This is a genomic window from Stieleria neptunia (assembly GCF_007754155.1).
GTDB classification, from domain to species: Bacteria; Planctomycetota; Planctomycetia; order Pirellulales; family Pirellulaceae; genus Stieleria; species Stieleria neptunia.
The window spans coordinates 1,746,736-1,768,420 of sequence record NZ_CP037423.1 but is presented as its reverse complement, the minus strand read 5'-3'; the positions used below and the strand labels follow the sequence as shown (position 1 = coordinate 1,768,420).

Annotated in this window: 13 protein-coding genes and 2 rRNA genes; 13 read left to right on the top strand and 2 right to left on the bottom strand. The window is 58.3% G+C overall.

From position 1 onward, the window contains the following. Positions 1 to 87 precede the first annotated feature (87 nt). The 3 genes from Enr13x_RS06165 to Enr13x_RS06155 all read left to right on the top strand — a co-directional run bounded on the left by Enr13x_RS06165 (position 88) and on the right by Enr13x_RS06155 (position 5,726). Positions 88 to 2,934, top strand: a 23S ribosomal RNA gene (locus Enr13x_RS06165). Between the two features lie 120 nt (positions 2,935 to 3,054). After that, positions 3,055 to 3,163 (top strand): 5S ribosomal RNA (gene rrf / locus Enr13x_RS06160). Positions 3,164 to 3,998: 835 nt separating this feature from the next. Further along, positions 3,999 to 5,726 carry an Ig-like domain-containing protein gene (locus Enr13x_RS06155; RefSeq protein WP_145385201.1) on the top strand — a complete coding sequence of 576 codons (1,728 nt, stop codon included), beginning with the start codon at positions 3,999 to 4,001 and terminating at the stop codon, positions 5,724 to 5,726. A gap of 199 nt (positions 5,727 to 5,925) precedes the next feature. On the opposite strand, the gene Enr13x_RS06150 is transcribed toward Enr13x_RS06155, so the two are convergent. Further along, entirely contained in the window at positions 5,926 to 6,396 is a 471-nt protein-coding gene (locus Enr13x_RS06150; protein WP_145385200.1) for a hypothetical protein, read from the bottom strand. 572 nt (positions 6,397 to 6,968) lie between these two features. Between Enr13x_RS06150 and katG the strand changes: the two genes are divergently transcribed. From katG to Enr13x_RS06125, 5 genes are all read left to right on the top strand, one after another. Continuing rightward, positions 6,969 to 9,296 carry a catalase/peroxidase HPI gene (katG, locus tag Enr13x_RS06145; RefSeq protein ID WP_145392142.1) on the top strand — a complete coding sequence of 776 codons (2,328 nt, stop codon included), beginning with the start codon at positions 6,969 to 6,971 and terminating at the stop codon, positions 9,294 to 9,296. Between the two features lie 511 nt (positions 9,297 to 9,807). Beyond that, positions 9,808 to 10,134, top strand: coding sequence for an ArsR/SmtB family transcription factor (locus Enr13x_RS06140; RefSeq protein WP_145385199.1), 327 nt, complete (start codon positions 9,808 to 9,810; stop codon positions 10,132 to 10,134). Between the two features lie 70 nt (positions 10,135 to 10,204). Beyond that, positions 10,205 to 10,576, top strand: a complete 372-nt coding sequence (gene arsD / locus Enr13x_RS06135) for an arsenite efflux transporter metallochaperone ArsD (RefSeq protein WP_145385198.1) — start codon at positions 10,205 to 10,207, stop codon at positions 10,574 to 10,576. 131 nt (positions 10,577 to 10,707) lie between these two features. Continuing rightward, complete coding sequence (arsA, locus tag Enr13x_RS06130; protein ID WP_145385197.1) at positions 10,708 to 12,507, top strand: arsenical pump-driving ATPase; 1,800 nt, start codon at positions 10,708 to 10,710, stop codon at positions 12,505 to 12,507. Between the two features lie 157 nt (positions 12,508 to 12,664). After that, positions 12,665 to 13,291, top strand: coding sequence for an arsenate-mycothiol transferase ArsC (locus tag Enr13x_RS06125; RefSeq protein ID WP_197455833.1), 627 nt, complete (start codon positions 12,665 to 12,667; stop codon positions 13,289 to 13,291). A 91-nt stretch (positions 13,292 to 13,382) separates the two neighbouring features. On the opposite strand, the gene Enr13x_RS06120 is transcribed toward Enr13x_RS06125, so the two are convergent. Further along, complete coding sequence (locus tag Enr13x_RS06120) at positions 13,383 to 13,694, bottom strand: winged helix-turn-helix transcriptional regulator (RefSeq protein WP_197455832.1); 312 nt, start codon at positions 13,692 to 13,694, stop codon at positions 13,383 to 13,385. 607 nt (positions 13,695 to 14,301) lie between these two features. Here Enr13x_RS06120 and Enr13x_RS06115 point away from each other — a divergent pair. From Enr13x_RS06115 to Enr13x_RS06090, 5 genes are all read left to right on the top strand, one after another. Then, complete coding sequence (locus Enr13x_RS06115) at positions 14,302 to 16,665, top strand: DUF1592 domain-containing protein (RefSeq protein ID WP_197455831.1); 2,364 nt, start codon at positions 14,302 to 14,304, stop codon at positions 16,663 to 16,665. Next, entirely contained in the window at positions 16,662 to 17,915 is a 1,254-nt protein-coding gene (locus Enr13x_RS06110) for a DUF1552 domain-containing protein (RefSeq protein WP_145385193.1), read from the top strand. Before Enr13x_RS06115 ends, Enr13x_RS06110 begins: the two co-directional genes overlap by 4 nt. A gap of 390 nt (positions 17,916 to 18,305) precedes the next feature. Continuing rightward, positions 18,306 to 19,226, top strand: coding sequence for an ISAzo13 family transposase (locus tag Enr13x_RS06100; protein WP_231743739.1), 921 nt, complete (start codon positions 18,306 to 18,308; stop codon positions 19,224 to 19,226). 19 nt (positions 19,227 to 19,245) lie between these two features. After that, positions 19,246 to 20,418: a sialate O-acetylesterase gene (locus Enr13x_RS06095; RefSeq protein ID WP_145385192.1), complete on the top strand. Its 1,173-nt coding sequence runs from the start codon at positions 19,246 to 19,248 to the stop codon at positions 20,416 to 20,418. Next, positions 20,418 to 21,650 (top strand): two-component system sensor histidine kinase NtrB, encoded by a 1,233-nt coding sequence (locus Enr13x_RS06090; RefSeq protein ID WP_145385191.1) that lies wholly within the window; start codon positions 20,418 to 20,420, stop codon positions 21,648 to 21,650. Before Enr13x_RS06095 ends, Enr13x_RS06090 begins: the two co-directional genes overlap by 1 nt. The last annotated feature ends 35 nt before the right edge of the window (positions 21,651 to 21,685 follow it).

Here is a 21,685-nt window from a genome sequence, read left to right as displayed (position 1 = left end):
TAGCATCAACGGCGAATTGCGATTCTTGGCGTTGGGTTGATTTGGCTTCGGCCGGGTTGACCTGAGTGTTGAGTTCGGGATTTCGTTGGCCAATCTACCAAGGGCACATGGGGGATGCCTTGGCATTAAGAGTGTGGGCGTGGAAGTCTGCGAAATGCCTGGGGGAGTTGACAAACAAGCGATGATCCCGGGATACCCAATCCAACCTGGTGAACTGAAACATCTAAGTAACCAGAGGAAGAGAAAGAAAAATCGATTCCGTCAGTAGCGGCGAGCGAAATCGGAATAGCCCAAACTCAGAGGGTTTCCCTCTGGGGGTTGTAGGACTCCAATATCGAATTGTGTGTTGTTAGTGGAAGGTTCAGGAAAGTTCCGCCACAGAGGGTGACAGTCCCGTACACGAAAATAAACACACATCGTAGGAGCACCTGAGTAGGTCCAGTCACGTGAAACCTGGACTGAACCCGCGGGGACCATCCCGCAAGGCTAAATACTCCTTAATGACCGATAGCTAACCAGTAGCGTGAGTGAATGGTGAGAAGAACCCCTGCAAGGGGAGGACAGTGAACCTGAAACCATGTGCCTACAAGCGGTCGGAGCCCGATTTGAACGGGTGACGGCGTGCCTTTTGCATAATGATCCGGCGAGTTGTGGTATGCGGCTTGGTTAAGTTCCTCCGGAACGAAGCCCAAGGGAAACCGAGTCTGAATAGGGCGAAATTGTCGTATGCTGCAGACGCGAAAGCTGTGTGATCTACCCATGGGCAGGTTGAAGCGTGGGTTAAACTGCGTGGAGGACCGAACCCACTTAGGTTGAAAACTGAGGGGATGACCTGTGGGGAGGACTGAAAGTGTAATCAAACCAGCAGATAGCTCGTTCTCTCCGAAATATCTTGAGGGATAGCGTCGAGCCACTATTTACCGGGGGTAGAGAGACTGAATCGGATGGGGGCCCTTCCCGGGGTACCCCACCGAACCAAACTCCGAATACCGGTAAAATTATCTCGGCAGTCAGTCCCTGGGGGATAAGCTCCAGGGTCGAGAGGGAAACAACCCAGATCGCCTGCTAAGGTCCCTAAGTAATACTTAGTCACTAAGGAAGTTGAAGTGCTGTGACAGCTGGGATGTTGGCTTAGAAGCAGCCACCATTTAAAAAGTGCGTAACAGCTTACCAGTCGAGCATTTCTGCGCCGATAATGAACGGGAGTAAGTATTACACCGAAGCAGCGGGCTCTAGTTTACTAGAGCGGTAGGAGAGCGTCGATGATCAGATACGAGCCATACGGTAACGAGTGGTGTCGGGGTCATCGAGTGATTATGCCGGAATGAGTAACGATAAAACAGGTGAGAATCCTGTTCGCCGAAAGCCTAAGGTTTCCTGGGGAAGGCAATTCCGCCCAGGGTTAGCCGGTACCTTAGTCGAGGCCGAAAGGCGTAGACGATGGATAGAAGGTCAACATTCCTTCGCCGGTTGTGTATTCGATGCAGGGACGGCGTCCAGAAAGTGAGCGGTACGAATAGAAATGTCCGTAGCGAAGGCCGAGTTGGCGGGGGTTAAATGACCCGCATAATACAAGGCATAGCTCGAGAGCACTTAAGTTCTCGAAGTCATTGGAAGGACGTCCAAGAAAAGCTGCTAGGTTAAGCAACTGACCGTACTAAAACTGACACAGGTAGGCGAGATGAGTATTCTAAGGCGCTCGGGAGAACGGTGGTTAAGGAACTCTGCAAAATGGCCCCGTAAGTTCGCGATAAGGGGCGCCTCCGATGGTTCACGCTTTTGGAGGCCACAGAAAATCGGCTGTAACGACTGTTTATCAAAAACACAGGTCTCTGCTAACACGCAAGTGGATGTATAGAGACTGACGCCTGCCCGGTGCTGGTAGGTTAAGGAAGACTGTTAGCGTAAGCGAAGCAGGCGACCGAAGCCCCAGTAAACGGCGGCCCTAACTATGAGGGTCCTAAGGTAGCGAAGTTCCTTGTCGGGTAAGTTCCGACCTGCATGAAAGGCGTAACGATTTCAGCACTGTCTCAACCACCGACCCGGTGAAATTGTAGTCGTGGTGAAGATGCCACGTACCCGCGGTTAGACGGAAAGACCCCGTGAACCTTTACTGTAGGCTGATATTGGGTTGAGATATGTCTTGTGTAGGATAGCTGGGAGGCTTTGAGCTCGGCACGCCAGTGTCGAAGGAGCCGTTGTTGAAATACCAGCCTGGTCATATTTTAATTCTAACTTTGATCTCGTGAATCCGAGCAAAGGACAATGTCAGTCGGGCAGTTTGACTGGGGCGGTCTCCTCCCAAAGAGTAACGGAGGAGTGCAAAGGTACACTCAGCCTGGTCGGCAATCAGGCGTAGAGCGTAAAGGTAGAAGTGTGCTTGACTGCGAGAGCCATCACTCGAGCAGGAACGAAAGTTGGCCTTAGTGATCCGGTAATCCCGAATGGAAGGGTTATCGCTCATCAGATAAAAGGTACTCCGGGGATAACAGGCTTATCGCATCCGAGCGTCCACAGCGGCGATGCGGTTTGGCACCTCGATGTCGGCTCATCACATCCTGGGGGTGTAGAAGCTCCCAAGGGTTTGGCTGTTCGCCAATGAAAGTGGTACGTGAGCTGGGTTCAGACCGTCGTGAGACAGGTCGGTCCCTATCTGCCGTGGGCGTTCGAAACTTGAAGAGATTCAACTTTAGTACGAGAGGATTTAGTTGGACGAAGCTCTGGTGTACCAGTTGTCGCGCTAGCGGCACGGCTGGATAGCTAACTTCGGAAAGGATAAACGCTGAAAGCATCTAAGCGTGAAGCCCGCTCTAAGATTAGGTTTCGTAGACAACTGTCGAAAGTCCCCTGGAAGACGACCAGGTTGATAGGCCGGATGTGTAAGCGCCGTAAGGTGTTCAGCTAACCGGTACTAACGGACGAAGGGTTGGCCATCGATATCCCGCACTCATGATTCTGTCATGCGTCGCTTCCGGATAACGCATTAGGCCGAACGAACTGCCAATTTACCAAACAACCGGCCGTGTGCTGGGCGAAATATCCCTCACACGGTCCTTTGGCGACCATATCGGAAAGGTCCCACCTGTTCCCATCCCGAACACAGCAGTTAAGCTTTCCGAGCCGATGATAGTGCCCACCAGCGTGAAAGTAGGTCTCGCCATTTTTTCATTTTAAAAACCCTTCGACGGATTCCGTCGAAGGGTTTTTTTGTGCGCCGATTGTTTTGTGCGCTGATTGTACGCCGGCCCTTCTGGGCCGGCGTACAACAACCGTACGCCGGTCCTTCTGGGCCGGCGCCACCGCCGCAGGCGGTGCCCCGGGATGGCGGCGCTGCAATAGGACCAATGGGACCGATAGGACTCATAGGTCGTATGCGGCCCATGGGTCCTATTCACCCTGGCCAGCGTCCCTCGCGCCGCCCGGTAAACCGGGCGGCGCCCGCCCGGAAGGGCCGGCGTACAACAACCGTACGCCGGCCCTTCTGGGCCGGCGCCACCGCCACAGGCGGTGCCCCGGGATGGCGGTGCTGGCAATAGGCCCCATGGGACCGATAGGACTCATAGGTCGTATGCGTCCTATTGGTCCTATTTCCGTGGCCAGCGTCCCTCGCGCGCGCCCGGTAAACCGGGCGGCGCCCGCCCGGAAGGGCCGGCGTACACCAACCGTACGCCGGCCCTTCTGGGCCGGCGCCACCGCCGCAGGCGGTGCCCCGGGATGGCGGCTCTGCAATAGGACCCATGGGACCGATAGGACTCATTGGTCGTATGCGTCCCATGGGTCCTATTCCCGTGGCCAATTCTCCAGCGCCGGCCCGGAAGGGCCGGCGTAGGATCGGCCTGTCGCCCCTGCTCATCCCCCCCTCGCAAGATCGGCCTGTTTGACACCCGCAGCGCAGCCGGGCTATCATTGCACTATCACGCTGGTACACCAGCGTTCGTGTGTGATCAATCGGCTCGAGACAACGAGCGACTACATTTGCAATTTGGGGTGGCGATCCAATGAAGGTTTCAATCGGTTTCCGGCTAACGTTTTGCGTGGCGGTGATCCTGAGTTCCGCTGTAGCCGAGGAACCTGAAAACGATCTGACGCTTTCGCTACTCAGCGATTCATCCGGGCCCGTCATGCAGTCCACCGAATCGTTTCAGTTGCGTGTTGTTGACGACAACGACGAACCGATCGCCGGTGCCCGCGTGACACCTTGGGCATTACGCAGCAGCCAAGGGCACGGTAGCTGGACGAGCGACGGCGACGATCGCTCGGAAACCGCCCCCATATCGACGTTAACCGACGAAGCCGGCATCGCCATCGTGAAATACCCGATGCTGCGAGATGTGAACGAGCGCACGAAGACCATTGGAGTTTCTGTCTGGGTCGACCATCCCGACTATGTCCTTGAAGGATCCATCCATCTTGATCTTCCACACGATCTGCAGACCGCCGAGCCGGTAGTGCTGAAACAGGGTGTGGATCTGTTTGTTCGCCCCATGATTGACGGAGAACCTGTCGACCCAAATTCGATCGTGGCCAACTGGTCGGACAGTCGCAGTTGGAAGAATCCGGGGGTGATGGAATCAGTCGATTCGCAGACGCTGAAATTTCCGTCCTTGGAAATCGGCGCTGCCAGCGTGCTGCTGATGTGCGTCCACGATGATCAGATCACCCATTCCAGCCGGATTGTCGACGTGACACTTAGCGCCGATCAGCGCAACGAGATCACGGTTGACCTGAAGCCAGTCGTTCCGATCAAAGGCCAGTTGGATCCGGCGGTGCCGAGACCGATCCGCAATGGTCGTGTGGTGTGCTGGACGCTGGATCCAACAGTCGACTACGAACGCGCCGGATTTCATTCGTGGAGTCCAGTCTCCGAGAACGGCGATTTCGTGATCCCGGTGTGGCCGACCGGCGAAGCGATCCAGCTGGCAGGGATCTGCGACGGATACATCGGCATGTCGGGTGAAGCACCTCCCGAAGTTTCCGACCCACGCAATCCCGACCCCTATTTGCGTTCCCAAGTGATACGTCCGGATCAAGGTGATCCGGTCGTCTTGCGAATGGAGCCGCTACTCCCTTGTGACATCACCGTTGTGGACGAGCAAGAGCAGCCGGTCGAAGGCGTTAAGGTCGATTCTTGGCCCAACATCCAGTGGTGGAACAACGGATCCCAGGTTTACTGTGACTCTTTATTGCGGGGCGAAGACATGATTCGCGTTCGCGACCGTAAACGAAATTACGAGGCGTTTCTCAATGAAGACTACGGCCTTCCGTTTGAAATCCAAACCGATCAAAAAGGCCATGCCACGCTGATGCTGCCGAAGGGTTCACAAAGCCTGGGAATCCGAGACGATCGATACGAGCTGCCCGCCTTTCTGGGTCGTCGATACACGAAGATTAAAATGGTCCCTGGGGAACGTTCCGAGATCACGCTGACGGTCCAGCGGAAAGGCACGGATCATTTGGGCGAGTGGGACAAACTGGCCGGCGTCGTCTTCGGATGCTCCACACGCGAAGGCCGAAGGATCTGCGCACTGCCGGAAGTGCGCGAGAAGATGGACGAATTTGCGAAGACCTTTCGCGAAGGCAAGAATCAAAAGGACCCCAAGCTGCTGGCCGAAGCCTTCACGATCGTCGCCGACGCCTTTGTCAAAGCCGGCGACCTTACCGAATCGATGAAATGGCGCAGGAAGGCAGCCGAACAGCAGAGCAAGATCGCCGCGGAAGCACCGTAGCGCGCGCCCGGTCAACCGGGCGGCGCCCGCCCGGAAGGGCCGGCGTACACCAACCGTACGCCGGTCCTTTCTGGCCGGCGCCACCGCCGCAGGCGGTGCCCCGGGATGGCGGCGCTGCAATAGGACCCATAGGACTCATAGGTCGCATGCGTCCTATTGGTCCTATTTCCCCTGGCCAACACCCGAAACCCGGCGTCCACTACACGACCGGAATGATCTTGAAAAACTCGCGCACCCAGGGCGATGTTTGTTGCTGATAAGCAACCAAGTAGCGGCGCCGCGTGAAATAATAAATCGCATTGCCGCCCTGAAAAATCACGCTCAGCACGATCACGCTTCCGTAGACCGTCAGGTTCAACGCCTGGTAGAGCTGCTGACCGTCGGAACCGAGCAACCGGGACAATTCGGGGTTGGCACTGATGTCGGGCGCTTCGCCCAGCAGCATCCAGAGACAATAAGCGACGATCAGGGCCAGAAAGCCGACCTGGTTCCAGCCCAGCCAGATGCCCGCCGACGGGTCAAGTTTCAACAGCTTGCGGCGCCCCAATACCTCAAACACGCAGACGGCCGACAGCCCGACCGTGATCGCCAACCCGTCCAGCCCGAAGAAGGCGAACGGAAACGAGAGGGCCGCAATCAACCCGACCGTCCAGGCGTTGAACGCGGCCACGCGCGACGCCCGACGAATCGGCTTGATCAGGTTTGTCGCTGCCAACAACTCGCGGTAATGGCCTTCGTTTAACGGTCCGCCCGATGGGGGCGCGATCGGTTCGGTATCCACGGTTTCCAGCTCCCAAAGAGTCTTCGGCTTCGTTTGTCGAGAACCCGGAGGTTACGGCGGGGATCGGGCGAAAGCAAGCATCGCAGCGGGTGACCAGGCGACAGTCCACTGTCTGCTGTCGACCCCAAAATGGATGGGTCAAGAAACGGGAGCCACGAAAAAAGGGGGGGCCGGTAGCTACCCCGCGACGGACGTCTTTCATTTTTTGCCCCCCATTCTCCCGCCGTCAGGCGAAAACGCTTGCAGCGTGACGGGCTGCACGACTCCCTGATGCACGCGGTGCATGGCAGGCATGACCAGAATGCATTGGACCGACAAGGTGTTTGAAGCGAAGATTCTTTCCAAACAGCTAGCCGAGCTGCAATACTGGTCTCAACACGAATGGCTTGCAGCTCACGCACCGAATCCCCCACACTTCCCCAGGAAAAACCATGCGTTCGATCACCCATCTCGCTCGCGGAATGACGAGCGTTGCGGTGCTCTGCATCGGCACCACCGCGTTCGCACAGGACTCTCCATCGGCCAGCTCATCCGGCGGAGACGACAACGCCCTCAGCAAGTGTCCGGTGATGGGCGCCATCCCTGACCCGAGCAATCGGCACACCGCGGCCGGAGTTTACTCCAACAGCGACTGGTGGCCGAACCAGTTGAACCTGCAAATCCTGCATCAGAATTCGCTCAAGAGCAATCCGATGGGCGAAGGGTTCAACTACGCCGAAGAATTCAAGAAACTGGACCTCAATCAATTGAAGAAGGACGTCAATGAGCTGATGACGACTTCACAGGACTGGTGGCCGGCGGACTACGGCCACTATGGGCCGTTCTTCATTCGAATGGCCTGGCACAGTGCCGGCACGTATCGCGTCGCCGATGGCCGCGGCGGTGCCGGTTACGGGACACAGCGATTCGCGCCCCTGAATAGTTGGCCCGACAACGGCAATCTCGACAAGGCGCGGCGACTGCTCTGGCCGATCAAACAGAAGTACGGCAAGAAAATTTCCTGGGCCGACCTGATGGTCTTTGCCGGCAACTGCGCCCTCGAATCGGCCGGGTTTGAAACGATGGGCTTCGCCGGAGGTCGGGAAGACGTTTGGGAACCTCAGCAAGACGTCTACTGGGGTCCCGAAACCGAATGGCTGGGCGACAAACGCTACTCGGGTGATCGCGAATTGGAGAACCCGCTCGCCGCCGTGCAAATGGGACTGATCTATGTGAACCCGGAAGGGCCCAACGGCAAACCCGATCCGCTGGCGGCAGCGAAGGACATTCGGGAAACGTTCGGCCGCATGGCGATGAACGACGAAGAAACGGTTGCGTTGATCGCCGGCGGGCACACGTTAGGCAAAGCGCATGGTGCGGCCGACCCGAGCAAGTTCGTCGGTCCGGCACCCGAAGGCGCGACGTTGGAGGAGCAAGGCCTGGGCTGGAAAAACACGTTCGGAAAAGGCAACGCGGAAGACACCATCACCAGCGGGCTGGAAGGCGCCTGGACGACCACGCCGGCCACCTGGTCGCACGAGTACTTCGACAACCTGTTCTCGTACGAATGGGAATTGACCAAGAGCCCCGCCGGCGCACACCAGTGGACACCGAAGGGCGAGGCCGCACAGGGGACGGTTCCCGACGCGCATGATCCGTCCAAGTCCCACGCCCCGATGATGTTCACGACCGATTTGGCGCTGAAGATGGACCCGATCTATGGACCGATTTCGAAGCGATATTATGAGGACCCGGACGAGTTCAACCAAGCCTTTGCCAAGGCCTGGTACAAGCTGACCCATCGCGACATGGGCCCAGTCTCCCGCTGCCTCGGTCCCTGGGTTGCCGAGCCGCAACTGTGGCAGGACCCCGTCCCCGCGGTCGATCATGAATTGATCGGAGCGGACGACATCGCGGCGTTGAAAACTCAGTTACTCGACTCGGGGCTTTCGGTCTCGGATTTGGTGGAAACCGCCTGGGCGTCGGCGTCGACGTTCCGCGGCAGCGACAAACGTGGCGGGGCCAACGGCGGCCGGATTCGTTTGGCACCGCAAAAGGACTGGAAGGTCAATCAACCGGATGCGTTGGCAGCGGTCTTGAAGACGCTGGAGAAGATCCAACAAGACTTCAATGATTCGCAATCCGGTGACAAGAAAGTCTCGCTGGCAGATCTGATCGTGTTGGGCGGATGTGCCGCCGTGGAAGAAGCCGCGAAGCAAGCCGGGCACGAGGTCCAGGTTCCGTTCGCGCCCGGTCGCACCGACGCCTCGCAAGAGCAAACCGACGTGGAGGGCTTCGCGGTGTTGGAGCCGAAGGCCGACGGGTTCCGCAACTACTTCGGTCACACGTTGAATCGGCCGGCGGAGGAACTGTTGGTCGATCGGGCGAACCTGCTCACGCTGACCGCTCCGGAAATGACGGTGCTGGTCGGCGGCCTGCGCGTCCTCAATGCCAACGCTGACGACCTGAAACTGGGCGTGTTCACCGAGCAACCGGGGGTTCTGACCAACGATTTCTTTGTCAACCTGTTGGACATGGGCACGACATGGAAAGAGTCTGCCGTCTGCGAGAACTTCTATGAAGGCCGTGACCGAGAAAGCGGAGACGTCAAGTGGCGCGCGACGTCGGTCGACTTGGTGTTCGGATCCAACTCGCAACTTCGCGCCATCGCAGAGGTTTACGCCAGCGAAGACGCGAAGCAAAAGTTTGTCAACGACTTCGTGGCAGCCTGGACCAAGGTGATGAACCTGGACCGCTTCGATCTCGATCCGGATCAACGAATCGGAACGGCTGAACTGGCCGCCCGTTAGCACGATTCGCCAGCGACCAATCGCTGTGGCCAATCTGAGCGGGCAGCAAGAGGATGCGGCCCGTGCTGACATCTGTTTGTCCCCAGGCTCTGCCTGGGGACAAACAGTCCTGGAGGCTCCGCCTCCGCTCCGAGTCGAGCAAGTGGCAAGAGACGTCGCTGCTTTTACTGCAGGATTAGGCAACCGATTGAGATTCTCCCCCTCTGGGAGAGACGGCGTTTGCGCAGCAAGCAAACGCCAGAGAGGGCCGGCGGCTTGCGAAAGTCTTGACGGCTTCCGCGACCATCAACTCCGACACTTAGGCAATCGACGTCCCAAGCCACACCGACATTGCGTTCCAGGGGCAAAACACCGGAGGGCTCGCGCCCTTTCGCGAACCAATCGACGCCCGTGTGGCGTCCGGCGACGCCACGGCGGAAACAAATTCCCCCTTTCTCCCTTGCCCGATTCGGAAAAGTCGCTTAAGATTCAATCGTTGATCGACGATAAACATTAAAGCGGGTCGGGCTCGATGGCCAAGAAACAGTCAAAGAAGAAATGCGATGCCTCCTCGGTGAAGCTGAAGGCGGATCCGATGGCGGAGGAGCTGGCGAAGTTGGCGTGGGCCATCGCGCATCCGGCCCGGGTACAGATCGTGCGACTGTTGATCGGACGCGACGCCTGCATGTGTGGCGAGATCGTCGACTGCTTGCCGCTGGCCCAATCGACCGTCTCGCAGCACCTGAAGATTCTCAAAGAGGCGGGGTTGATCCAAGGCGAAGTCGACGGCCCGAAGGTCTGTTACTGCGTCAATCCCGATCGTCTCGAACAACTCAAACAATGGGTCGCGGCCCTCTGACCACCGTACTTTTTTTGCCCTGGCATTCGTTAATCGACGATAGACGATTTTTCCCCGTGGAGGTTTCCCAATGAGTACTGTCCAAATCTACGACCGCGCGATGTGCTGCAGCACCGGAGTTTGTGGCCCCCAGGTGGATCCCACGCTGCCCAAGTTTGCCGCCGACCTGGACTGGCTGCAGGGCCAGGGCCATCAGGTCCAACGTTTCAATCTGGCCCAAGATGCGATCGAGTTTGCCAACAACCCGGCCGTTCAAGAAATGCTCGGCCGCGAAGGTGTCGATTGCTTGCCGCTGATCTATGTCGATGGCCGAATCGTCAGTCGCAGTGAATATCCGAGCCGTGAAAATCTGGCGTTGTGGACGGGCACGTCGCTGGCGCCCCAACGGACGCTTCCCGTGGCGGGTTCGGGTGGTTGCTGCGGCGACACCGGCTGCTGTTAAGCAATACGCAACAAACAGGTATCGGATTTCATCAGTGGGATAGGCTTCCAGCCTGTCATTCCCTTGCCGACAGGCTGGAAGCCTATCCCACTTTTCTTGCTCATTGCTGAGTTTCAAACCAGGAGAGAACGATGGAGTTTTTGGAGACACCGACGCGGAATTTGTTCTTTACCGGAAAGGGCGGTGTCGGCAAAACCTCGATGGCCTGTGCCACTGCGATCGGGCTGGCGGATCGAGGGCTGCGCGTGCTGCTGGTTTCAACCGACCCGGCGTCCAATCTGGACGAAGTGCTGGCAACGCAGCTCAGCAACAAGCAGACCGCGGTCGACTCGGTGCCCAACTTGTGGGCCCTGAACATCGATCCGGAACAGGCGGCGCGGGAGTACCGTGAACGCATGGTGGCTCCCTACCGGGGCGTGCTGCCCGACGCCGCGGTCGAGAGCATGGAGGAACAGTTCTCGGGATCATGCACGCTTGAGATCGCCGCGTTCGATGAATTTGCCAAACTGCTCGGTGACGAGCAGGCAACTGAAAACTTCGACCACATCATCTTCGACACCGCGCCGACCGGCCATACGTTGCGATTGTTGACGCTGCCTTCGGCCTGGTCGGGGTTTATGGAAACCAGCACATCGGGCACGTCGTGTTTGGGCCCCTTGGCGGGGCTGCAGGCACAACAGTCGCTTTACAAAAAGACGGTCGAAGCGCTCAGCGATCAGGATCGGACGACGCTGGTTCTGGTCACCCGCCCTGAGGATTCGGCCTTGCGCGAGGCGGATCGCACCAGCGGAGAACTGCAGGTGTTGGGCGTCACCAATCAGCACCTTGTGATCAATGGTGTGTTCCAAGCCGGCGATGCGTCGGACCCGATCGCGGCGGCAATGCAAGCGCGTTGTGACCAAGCCATCGCAGCGATGCCGGGCGGGTTGGAAGGCCTCGATCGCACGTCGGTTCCGCTCGCCGGGCGCGGTTTAATTGGTGTCGATGCGCTGCGGCAGCTGGGCAGCACGAACCAGACGGTCGCCGAACCGGCCGTCGCGGCGTTGATCGATTCCGATCAAGACCGAGAGACCGGCGCGACGCTGGCGATGGATGCGTTGACCGATGCCTTGTCGGCACAGGGTCATGGGGTCATCCTGACGATGGGCAAGGGCGGCGTCGGCAAGACCACGGTCGCCGCCGGGGTCGCCGTTGCATTGGCCGAAAAGGGTTTCGCCGTGCATCTTTCGACCACGGATCCCGCTGCCCACGTTGCCGCGACGATGGCGGCCGATCAGATCGACGGCCTGACGGTCAGCCGCATCGATCCGGCCGAAGAAATCCAAGCCTATCGCGATGAAGTGATGCGCACCGCCGGGGCTGCCCTCGACGAACAGGGCAGAGCGTTGCTGGAGGAAGACCTGCGTTCGCCCTGCACCGAAGAGATCGCCGTCTTTCGGGCCTTTGCCCAAACGGTGGCCGAAGGCGAAGACCGGATCGTGGTGCTCGACACGGCGCCCACCGGGCACACGGTCCTGTTGCTCGATTCGGCGCTTGCCTATCACCGCGAGGTGACGCGCCAATCCAGCGAAATGCCCGAGTCGGTCGAGAAACTGCTGCCTCGGCTACGCGATCCGAACTTCACCAAGGTGCTGGTCGTCACGCTGCCCGAGTCGACTCCCGTGCACGAGGCGGCCCGATTGCAGGACGATCTGCGGCGAGCGGAGATCGAGCCGTTTGCCTGGGTGATCAACCAGTCGCTTCGTCCGCTACAGCTAACCGATCCTGTGCTGCGGGGTCGGCAAGCAAGCGAAGCTGTGTTTATCCAAGAAGTGATCTCCCAGCACGCCAAGCGGGCGACGATCCTGCCCTGGCAAGCCTCGCCACCCACCGGGGTCGAAGGTCTGCGCGAGCTTTTCCTCGTGTCGACAGCGAGCGCCGCTTCGAGTTGACAATCTCTCTCTCGCCGCAAGCTTGGGAAACGAAACGCTGACGTTTCCTGCCAAAACGCGACTTCCAAACAGACGCGTCGGACCGGGACCAGCAGCCAGCACGATGCACAATAGTAGCACTACTAATAATACAATTGATCAAGGACTCGTGAGTTATATGAAAGGTATCAGTCTGTATCCTGAATTGTCTCGTTTCATGGACCAGCGCAAGGCGGAGTTTGACCAGATCCCCGCGTCGCGCAAGACGGAACTGGAAGAAGTCGCTGCCTACGTTCGGCAACGTTTGGATGCCGGGGGGGAGGCCAAGTTGACCTTTATTTGCACCCACAATTCGCGACGAAGTCACTTTTCCCAGATCTGGGCCAAAGTGGCCGCGGATGTTCATGGTCTGGGCGTCACGACGTTTTCCGGCGGAACCGAAGCGACCGCGATGAACGCCCGCGTCGTCGATTCCTTGCGGCGCAGTGGCTTTGCGGTCGACACGAACCACGCCGGTGCGGACAACCCGACCTACAGCGTGCGGTATTCGGGCGACGCGGCACCGCTGGAGTGTTTTTCTAAGGTCTTCGACCAGGCCCCCAATCCGACCGCCGATTATGCAGCCATCATGACCTGTTCGAGCGCGGACGAGGCATGCCCGATCGTGCATGGATGCGACCTGAGGGCGCCGATCCGCTACGAAGATCCCAAGGTCGCCGACGACACGGCGGACGAGGCCGACATCTACGACCAGCGATCTCGGCAGATCTGTCGCGAGATGCTTTACATGATGTCGGGGGTCTAAGTGACCGTCCGCTAGAACGGAGACTTTCACTGACTAGCCCGATGCTCACTAACCAGCCCGATGCAACGAGCCGTCCTCGCCCTCGGCGGTCCTACTTGCGGGCGATTTCTAGAACGCGGGCAGCGTCATCGATCGCCGCTTTCGCCTTGTTCGCATCACCGCATGCCTGGATCAGTTGAATCGCGGGTTCCAGGCGATCGATGACCGATCCGCCGGCAGACTTGGTCGCTTTGCGGATTGCCGATGCTTTGGCGGAACGCTTCGTCATGCCGGCTTTTCTTTTTGCCGCCGAGACGGTTGGTACCGAAACCCCACACGCTTTCGCGGTGACCGCGATCGTCGCGCCGGGGTTCTTCTTCAAGTAGTCGATTACTTTCTCTTGCTTGTTTGCTTTTTTCGCCATCGTTGGACTATCAGTGGGGGGAAAACGAAAGAGACAAGATGATTGCATGCTTGCCCACATCAAACAGAAGGTCTGATGCAATCAATGATATGCCCAGCCTACATTATCAGACATTATCGTTCGCGTCATAAAAGACGTTAAAAGGAAAAAAGATCCTCTTGATCTTATAGCAAGAGAGTTTTCTTACGACCATTAGCTTCAGGCTGGCGAACAGTCGTCAAACCATTAGACTGCGCCACCGATTGCCTCCCCCCGACCGATCGACCATCACTGCCTGCTAAACGATCGAGCGACAACAACAGACCAGCATGGTCGGCTCGTTGGGCAGGAAGGATGAAAGCGTTGCGGCACGTATGAGAATACAATCAGTCGTGGCATACTTCAGGTCGTCGCATCGGCCCTGGGGGTAACGCTGTGAAGCTTTTATTTTCTGTGTTTTACGGGGGTGTTAGCGGCAGGGCGCGAGCCCTCCGGTTCCTCATCGCTGGCAACATACCGGAGGGCTTGCGCCCTACCGCTAAAAAATGCTTCACAGCGTTGCCCCGGGGGGCGTGCAGGTGGCGTCGCCTCCCCCATGCCATGCTATAAGTCGCTAAGATCGTCGATTATGAAACTTCAAATGATTATCGTGGCCGTGGTTGCGGCCCTGCCATACACCGGCGCTTCGCTACGGGCCGAAACACCGGCCGAATGGACTGGATTCACCGAAGCCCACTGTGTCGGTTGCCACAGCGGCGAGTCCCCCGAGGGCGGTTTCAGCATTGATCGGTTGGACGTCGATCTTGCCGGTGAAGAAACGGCGCGGCGATGGATTCGGGTTCACGATCGGGTCGCTGCGGGCGAAATGCCGCCGGCCGATGAACCGCGCCCGGATTCCGCCGAGTCGGCCGCGTTCACCGCGGCACTGGCGAAGGAGCTGGTCGCAGCCGAATCCCGCCGCCGTGATGTGGTGCTGCGGCGATTGAATCGTCACGAATACCAAAACACGGTGCGCGATCTGTTTCAAATCCAAATCACGGTGAACGGATTGCCCGACGATGCTTCGACCGACGGTTTCGACACCGTGGGCGAAGGCTTGGCGGTTTCCGCCGAAGCGATGGCAGCCTACCTGGAAGCCGCCGATCAAGTTCTTGATGCCGTTTTTGGCGGCGGCGCCCCGCCTGAGCGGATTCGTCATGAAACGAATCTGCTCGAACAAGTGGACTGGCGGGGCCGTCCGCAATTGGACAAACAAATCGGCAAGATGTTTCGCCGCACTGACGACGGATTGGTGATTTTCCAGTCCGGCTATTGTCCCACCAACCTGGTCAACTTTGCTCGCTTGCGAGCCCCCGCGGGAACGTATCGTGGCACGATGCGGGTCCGGGCGGTGCAGAGCGACAAACCGGTCACGTTGCGAATCTATGGAGGCGATACGATTGTCAATCGTAGCGAACGTCACTTGGTGGGTTACTATGACGTCTCGCCCGGGCAGTGGACGACGATCGAATTCACCGATCGCCTGGTGGAAGACGGAGGCACATTCCAGCCCAAATGTTATGGCACCCGCGACACCCGAAAGGACGCCGACACCTGGCCGGAACCGGGAATTGAAATCGGTGACATCGTGATCGAAGGTCCCCTGGACGAATGGCCCCCGCCGGGGCGTGCCCAATTGCTCGGCGATCTCGATCTTGAGACGGCCGGCCGAGACGATGCGAGAGAGATTCTGCAGCGGTTGTTGCCGCGGGCCTTTCGACGCCCGATCGAGCCGACCGAAGCGGATGCCTACTTGCAACTGTTCTCTTCAGCGGTCGCCGATGGTCGGACGTTTGAATCCGCATTGCGAGTCAGTTTGAAAGCCGTCCTCTGTTCGCCCGACTTTCTGTTCCTAAACGAGCCGGGAACATCGCAGATCAGCCCCCACGCGTTGGCGGCACGGTTGTCGTACTTTTTGTGGAGCACGATGCCGGATGACGAATTGACGGATCTGGCCGACGACGGTGCGCTGCGGCAGGGCGACGTGCTGGTGCAGCAGGTGGAACGGATGTTGGCATCGCCCAGGGCGTCGGCCTTTATCAAAAACTTTGCCGGCCAGTGGCTTGACCTGCGCGAGATCAATTTCACCGAACCGGACGCGAATCTGTACCCGGAGTTTGACGAATTGTTGCGGCTTTCGATGGTCGAGGAGACGGAACGGTTTTTCGACGAGATCCTGGACAACGATCTCAGCCTCGTGAACTTTGTTGATTCGCAGTTCAGCTTTCTTAACGGGCGGCTTGCCAGTCACTATGGCATCGAGGGTGTGGAGGGCCAGGCGTTTCGCAAAGTACAGCTGCCACCGGACAGCCCACGTGGCGGATTGTTAACGCAGGCCAGCGTGTTGAAGGTCACCGCCAATGGAACGTACACGTCACCGGTGCTGCGTGGTGCGTGGATTTTGGAGAACATCCTGGGTCAACCGACGCCGCCGCCGCCGGACAATGTGGGGTCGATCGAACCAGACATTCGTGGCGCGACCACGATCGGCGAACAGCTGGCCAAACATCGTGACATCGAGTCGTGTGCCGCCTGCCATCGCCAGATCGACCCGCCCGGATTCGCGCTCGAGTGTTTTGATCCGATCGGCGGTTATCGCGACGCCTACCGAACCATGTCACCGGACGCACGACGACCGAATCGGAAGCAAGCGCCGTTTACCTATGCCTGGGTGCGATACCGGATCGGATTGCCTGTTGATGCCACGGCGGTCATGCCGGATGGGCAAACGATCCATCACGTCGACGACTTCAAGCGGATTCTCGCCGCCAACCCCGATCAGCTGGCCCGAAATCTGGCCGGCAAGCTGATGACGTATGCCTTGGGGCGTAAGATAGGATTTGCCGATCGCCGCTCGGTCGAAGACATCGTTGGTCAAACCCGCCGGCAGGATTACGGGTTCCGTTCGCTGATCCATGCCATCGTGCAACACCCCACCTTTCAAGAACCATGACAAAACATCATCGTCGAACGATCCTGCGCGGCTGCGGAGTGGCCATGGCGCTCCCGTTTTTTGAATCCAGGACTTCTGCCGCTGCGGCCAATCGCCCGCGACGGCGGATCGTTGCGATCGACGTCGGACTGGGCCTGCACGCCCCCAACATGATTCCGCAGCAATCGGGGCGCAACTATGAACCGCCGACCTACTTGAAGTTGTTGGCCGAGTTTCGCAATCAATTCACCGTGATCTCGGGCGCGTCACACCCCGAAGTCGGCGGCGGACACTCGTCCTACAAGTCGTACCTGACCTGTGCGCCCCATCCCAACAGCGCAGGATTTCGCAACACGATTTCGTTGGATCAATTGGCCGCGGCCCAGTTCGGCAGTGAAACGCGTTTCGCGTCGCTTTCATTGAGCAGTTCCGGTCCGGGGCTGTCGTGGTCGCGGAGCGGCGTAGAAATCCCGACGCTGACGCGACCGTCGTTCGTCTTTCGAAAATTATTTCTCGCCGGAAAAGCAGACGAGCAGGCGCGGCAGATGCAACGATTGCAAGATGGCCAAAGTGTTTTGGATGTCGTGATGGACAAAACCAAACGCCTGCAGAGAAACCTGACCGGTCGCGACCGCGAGAAATTGGACCAGTATTTCGAAGCCGTTCGGGAAGCCGAACGGCGATTGGCCAAAGCCGAAGCCTGGGAACAAAAGCCCAAGCCACACGTCGATGCAAAACCGCCGCGGGACGAACCGGACAGCAAAAAGATTGTGGAATGCATGCGGCTGATGTACGACGTCATGCACCTGGCACTGGAGACCGATTCGACGCGTTTCCTGACATACAACATTTCCGGCATGAACGCGGTCCCCGTGATCCCCGGTGTCGACGCCGATTATCACAACCTGTCGCATCACGGCAAAGATCCGGACAAAATCGCTCAACTGACGCTTGTCGAATCCGCGCTGATCCAAGAACTACGTGGTTTCCTGAAGAAACTGCACGAGAGTACGGAGGAGGAAGGATCGCTGCTCGATTCGACGATGGTGCTGTTCGGTTCGAACCTGGGCAACGCCAGCAGCCACGATACCAAGAACATGCCGATGCTGTTGGCCGGTGGCGGATTCCGACACGGACAACATTTGGCGTTTGACCGCGACAACAATTATCCGCTGCCCAACTTGTTTGTTTCCATGCTGCAACGACTGGGCATGGAAACCGACAGCTTCGGGACCGGCAGCGGCACAATGACCGGGCTGGAACTGTCCTAAGGACCGCCGGAACAATTAGTGTCGCGGGTTTTCGCTGGATGGGGTAGACTTTCCGCGTCTCAATCCACCAGCGAGGGTGCCAAGGATGGCGTTTGTATTCGAAAATCAGCTTGACGATCTGGCTGCCAAGCGAGCAGTCGATTTTTATTCAACCTTGTCCGAAAAGGATCGCCGTCGGTTCGCGGCTGTCGAGGCACAGCGTCTCGGGCGAGGAGGTGTACCGTACATCAGTCAATTACTGGGCTGCTCGACTCGCACCATCGAACGAGGTATCGCTGAGCTCGATCAACTCTCCAATGATCCGGCGAAAGGTAGGATACGGCGGCCAGGTGCTGGACGAAAAAAAAGATCGAAACCGATCCCGACCTCGAAGACAATCTGAACGAACTATTGAGCGTTCGTGTTGGAGGCGATCCTGATGAGCCCGACGTGGTTTACACAAACCTGGCCTCCACTGAAATGGCTGAGAAGGCGGCCGAGGCCGGCACCCCTGTGAGCGACAAGACGGTCTCCGCTTGGCTGAATAGCTTGAAGATCGGTTTTCGAAAAATGATCAAAACTATTTCCGGTGGCTTGTCAGCGGATCGCGAGCAGCAGTTTGATCTCATCGCAGGACATGTGGAGAGCTATCAGGCTGCCGGCAATCCGGTCTTTTCGATCGACACAAAAAGCAAAGAATTCCTGGGCCGTCTTTACCGGGCCGGTCGCATTCGCACCACAGAGCCCATTGAAGCGTTCGACCACGACTTTCCGAGTTGGGCTGATGGCGTTGTGATTCCTCACGGAATCTACGACATCGGACGAAATGCTGGGCACGTCAACATTGGACTCTCTCACGAGACGAGTCGCTTCGCGACCGATAGCCTCAAATGGTACTGGAACCGGATAGGGAAACGTTGTTATCCGGATACCAATTCCATTTTGCTATTGTGCGATTGCGGCGGTAGCAACTCAGCTTCAAAATACATCTTCAAGCACTACCTTCAAAAGTTGGTCGACACGATCGGCATCGAAATTCGGGTAGCCCACTATCCAAGCTACTGTTCAAAATACAATCCGATTGAACGCCGTTTTTTTCCGCATCTTGGACGTGCTTGCTCCGGGATGCTTTTCGATAAGTTGGAAACAGTTGTCAAGTTGATGCGGAACACATCGACTCGGACCGGCCTTCGCACTACGGTCAACGTCTTGCGAGGGTTGTACGAGACGGGTGAGAACGCGACCGCAACAATGAAAGCAGCTCTGCGTACAGTTTTTGACGAACAAATACCGAGATGGAACTATCGATTCTCGCCAATTAACCGACACTAATTGTTCCGGCGGTCCTAAGATGAAAACTGTCATCAGACTCGCCGCAACGGCGATCACTGCGTTCTCCTTCCATGCCGTTTCGGCTGCCGGACCCTTGAAGGTCTACATCCTGGCCGGGCAGTCCAACATGCAGGGCTCGGCGCATCAACACACGTTCTCGGCCTTGCGGGACGATCCGGCAACCGCGGGGCTCCTGGACGTGGTCCTGAACCGCGAGGGTGATCCGGTCGTCTGTGAGGACGCCTGGATCACCTACCGGACGGGCGGACGCGACGGTGAGACGGTACGGCAAGGCAAGGTAGCCATCGGTTACGGTTTTGACGATCAACGGATCGGTCCCGAATACGGTTTTGGCATCTTCATCGACCATGCGATCGACGAACCGGTGTTGATCATCAAGACCGCGTGGGGCGGTAAATCGCTGGCCGTCGACTTCCGCCCTCCCGGCGCGGGAACGTACCAGCCCAGCGCGAACGAGATAGAACGTGGCAACGTCCCCGAGGTGGAGAGTGTGGGACACTACTACCGCGAAATGATCCGGTTCGTGCAGTCGACGCTCCGGGACACCGAGGGTCTCAAGAAATTGGTCCCGACGTACGATGCAAGCCAAGGCTATGAACTTGCCGGGTTCGTCTGGTTCCAGGGCTGGAATGACATGTGCAATCGACATCACATCGATCAATACACCGACAACATGATCCATTTCATCCGCGACGTCCGCCAGCAGTTCGATACACCGACGCTGCCGTTCATTGTGGGCATCTTGGGCGTCTACGGCACGGACCCAGACAGTCGGAAATTTGACAAGGGGTTACCGGTCAGTGAATTTCGCAAGGCCCAATTCGCAGCCGTGCAGCAATACGACCAGTACGTAGCAGCACGCTTTCGCGGCAACGTCATCGCGGTCGACAGCGGACCGTTTTACGATCTCCAGCTGAGCGACATCTACTGGAAACGGCGGCTGACCGGCAATTGGAAGCAGCGGGTCAAACAGGGTCAGATGACGCCGGAGACGTTTCAGAAGGAATGCGACCGATACGGATTCGGTGACGGTGAATTGACCGCGCAGGAGCAGAGCATCTGGGATCGCTGTGCATCCAACGCCGAATACCACTACCTGGGAAGCGGCAAGACCTTCATTCGTTTCGGCAAAGCACTCGCCGAGGCGATGCTGCAGTTGGAGAAACAGTGATGACAGTGGAGAATCCCCAACCCCATCCACTTGATCCGCCGTTGCCGCGCCGCGGCGAGCCGATTCCGGCGGAGTATTTTCGGGCGATCGCCGACTGCACGTACGACTGGGAAGCCTGGCACGGCACGCAGGGGGAATTGTTGTGGGTCAATCCCGCGGTCGAACGATTCACCGGTTACTCGGCCGCCGAATGTTTGCAGATGGACGACTATCCGTTGCCGTTGTTTGACGCTCAGGATCACGAACGGCTGACCGGCTATTTGCGGGAGATGGCTGAGGGCAGCACCGGCAATCACATTGAGTTCAAGGTGTCGCGTCGCGACGGAACCGGCCGCTGGGTCGCCGTCTCCTGGCAGCCGATGATCGACGCCGCCGGCCGGTCGTTGGGATGCCGCGTCAGCATCCGCGACATCGAAGACCGCCGTGCGATGCGGGAACAATTGCGGCTGCACAACGAACACTTGGAACAACTGGTCCAGGAGCGGACCGCCCGTGTCGCCGAACTGGAGAAACACCGCGCGAAAATGCAGCAACTCGCCGCGCTCGGCGAATTGGCCGCCGGGGTGGCTCACGAAATCAACAACCCGCTGGCCGGCATTCGCAACGCGCTGTTGCTGATCAAACGACGATTGCCGACGGACATCCAACACTTCGACAAGTTCGAAATGATCGACCGGGAAATCGATCGCATCAGCGGAATCACGCACCAGATGTATCAGCTGTACCGTCCCAGCCGGCAAGCGGCCACGCAGTTTTCGATCCAGCGGACCATCGAGGTCGTCGTCTCGCTCGCGCGGCCCTTGGCACGGAAAACCAAAGTCGATCCCCAGATCGAATTTTCCGCGATGGAACCCGTCGCGAACCTGGACGCGGATGAAGTGGTCTTGCGTGAAGGCGAACTGAAACAAGTCCTGTTGAATCTGGTGCACAACGCGATCCAGGCGTCGCAGCCCGGTCAATCGGTCCGCGTGATCACCCAGACCGACGCCGACACGTTGAAGATCACCGTGTCCGACCAGGGATGTGGGATTCCCGTTGAGCACCTGGATCAGATCTTTGATCCGTTCTTCAGCACCAAGACCGAAACCGTCGGCCAAGGCATGGGGCTCGGACTGTCGGTCACGCGGAGCATTGTCGAGGCGATGAACGGTACGATTGACGTCGCCAGCCGGCCCGGTCACGGCAGCCGCTTTACCGTGCACTTGCCCAGACGGTTGGAGATCAAAACGTAGTGTTGTGGTGCCAACCGCTGAACCCCGGGCGAACC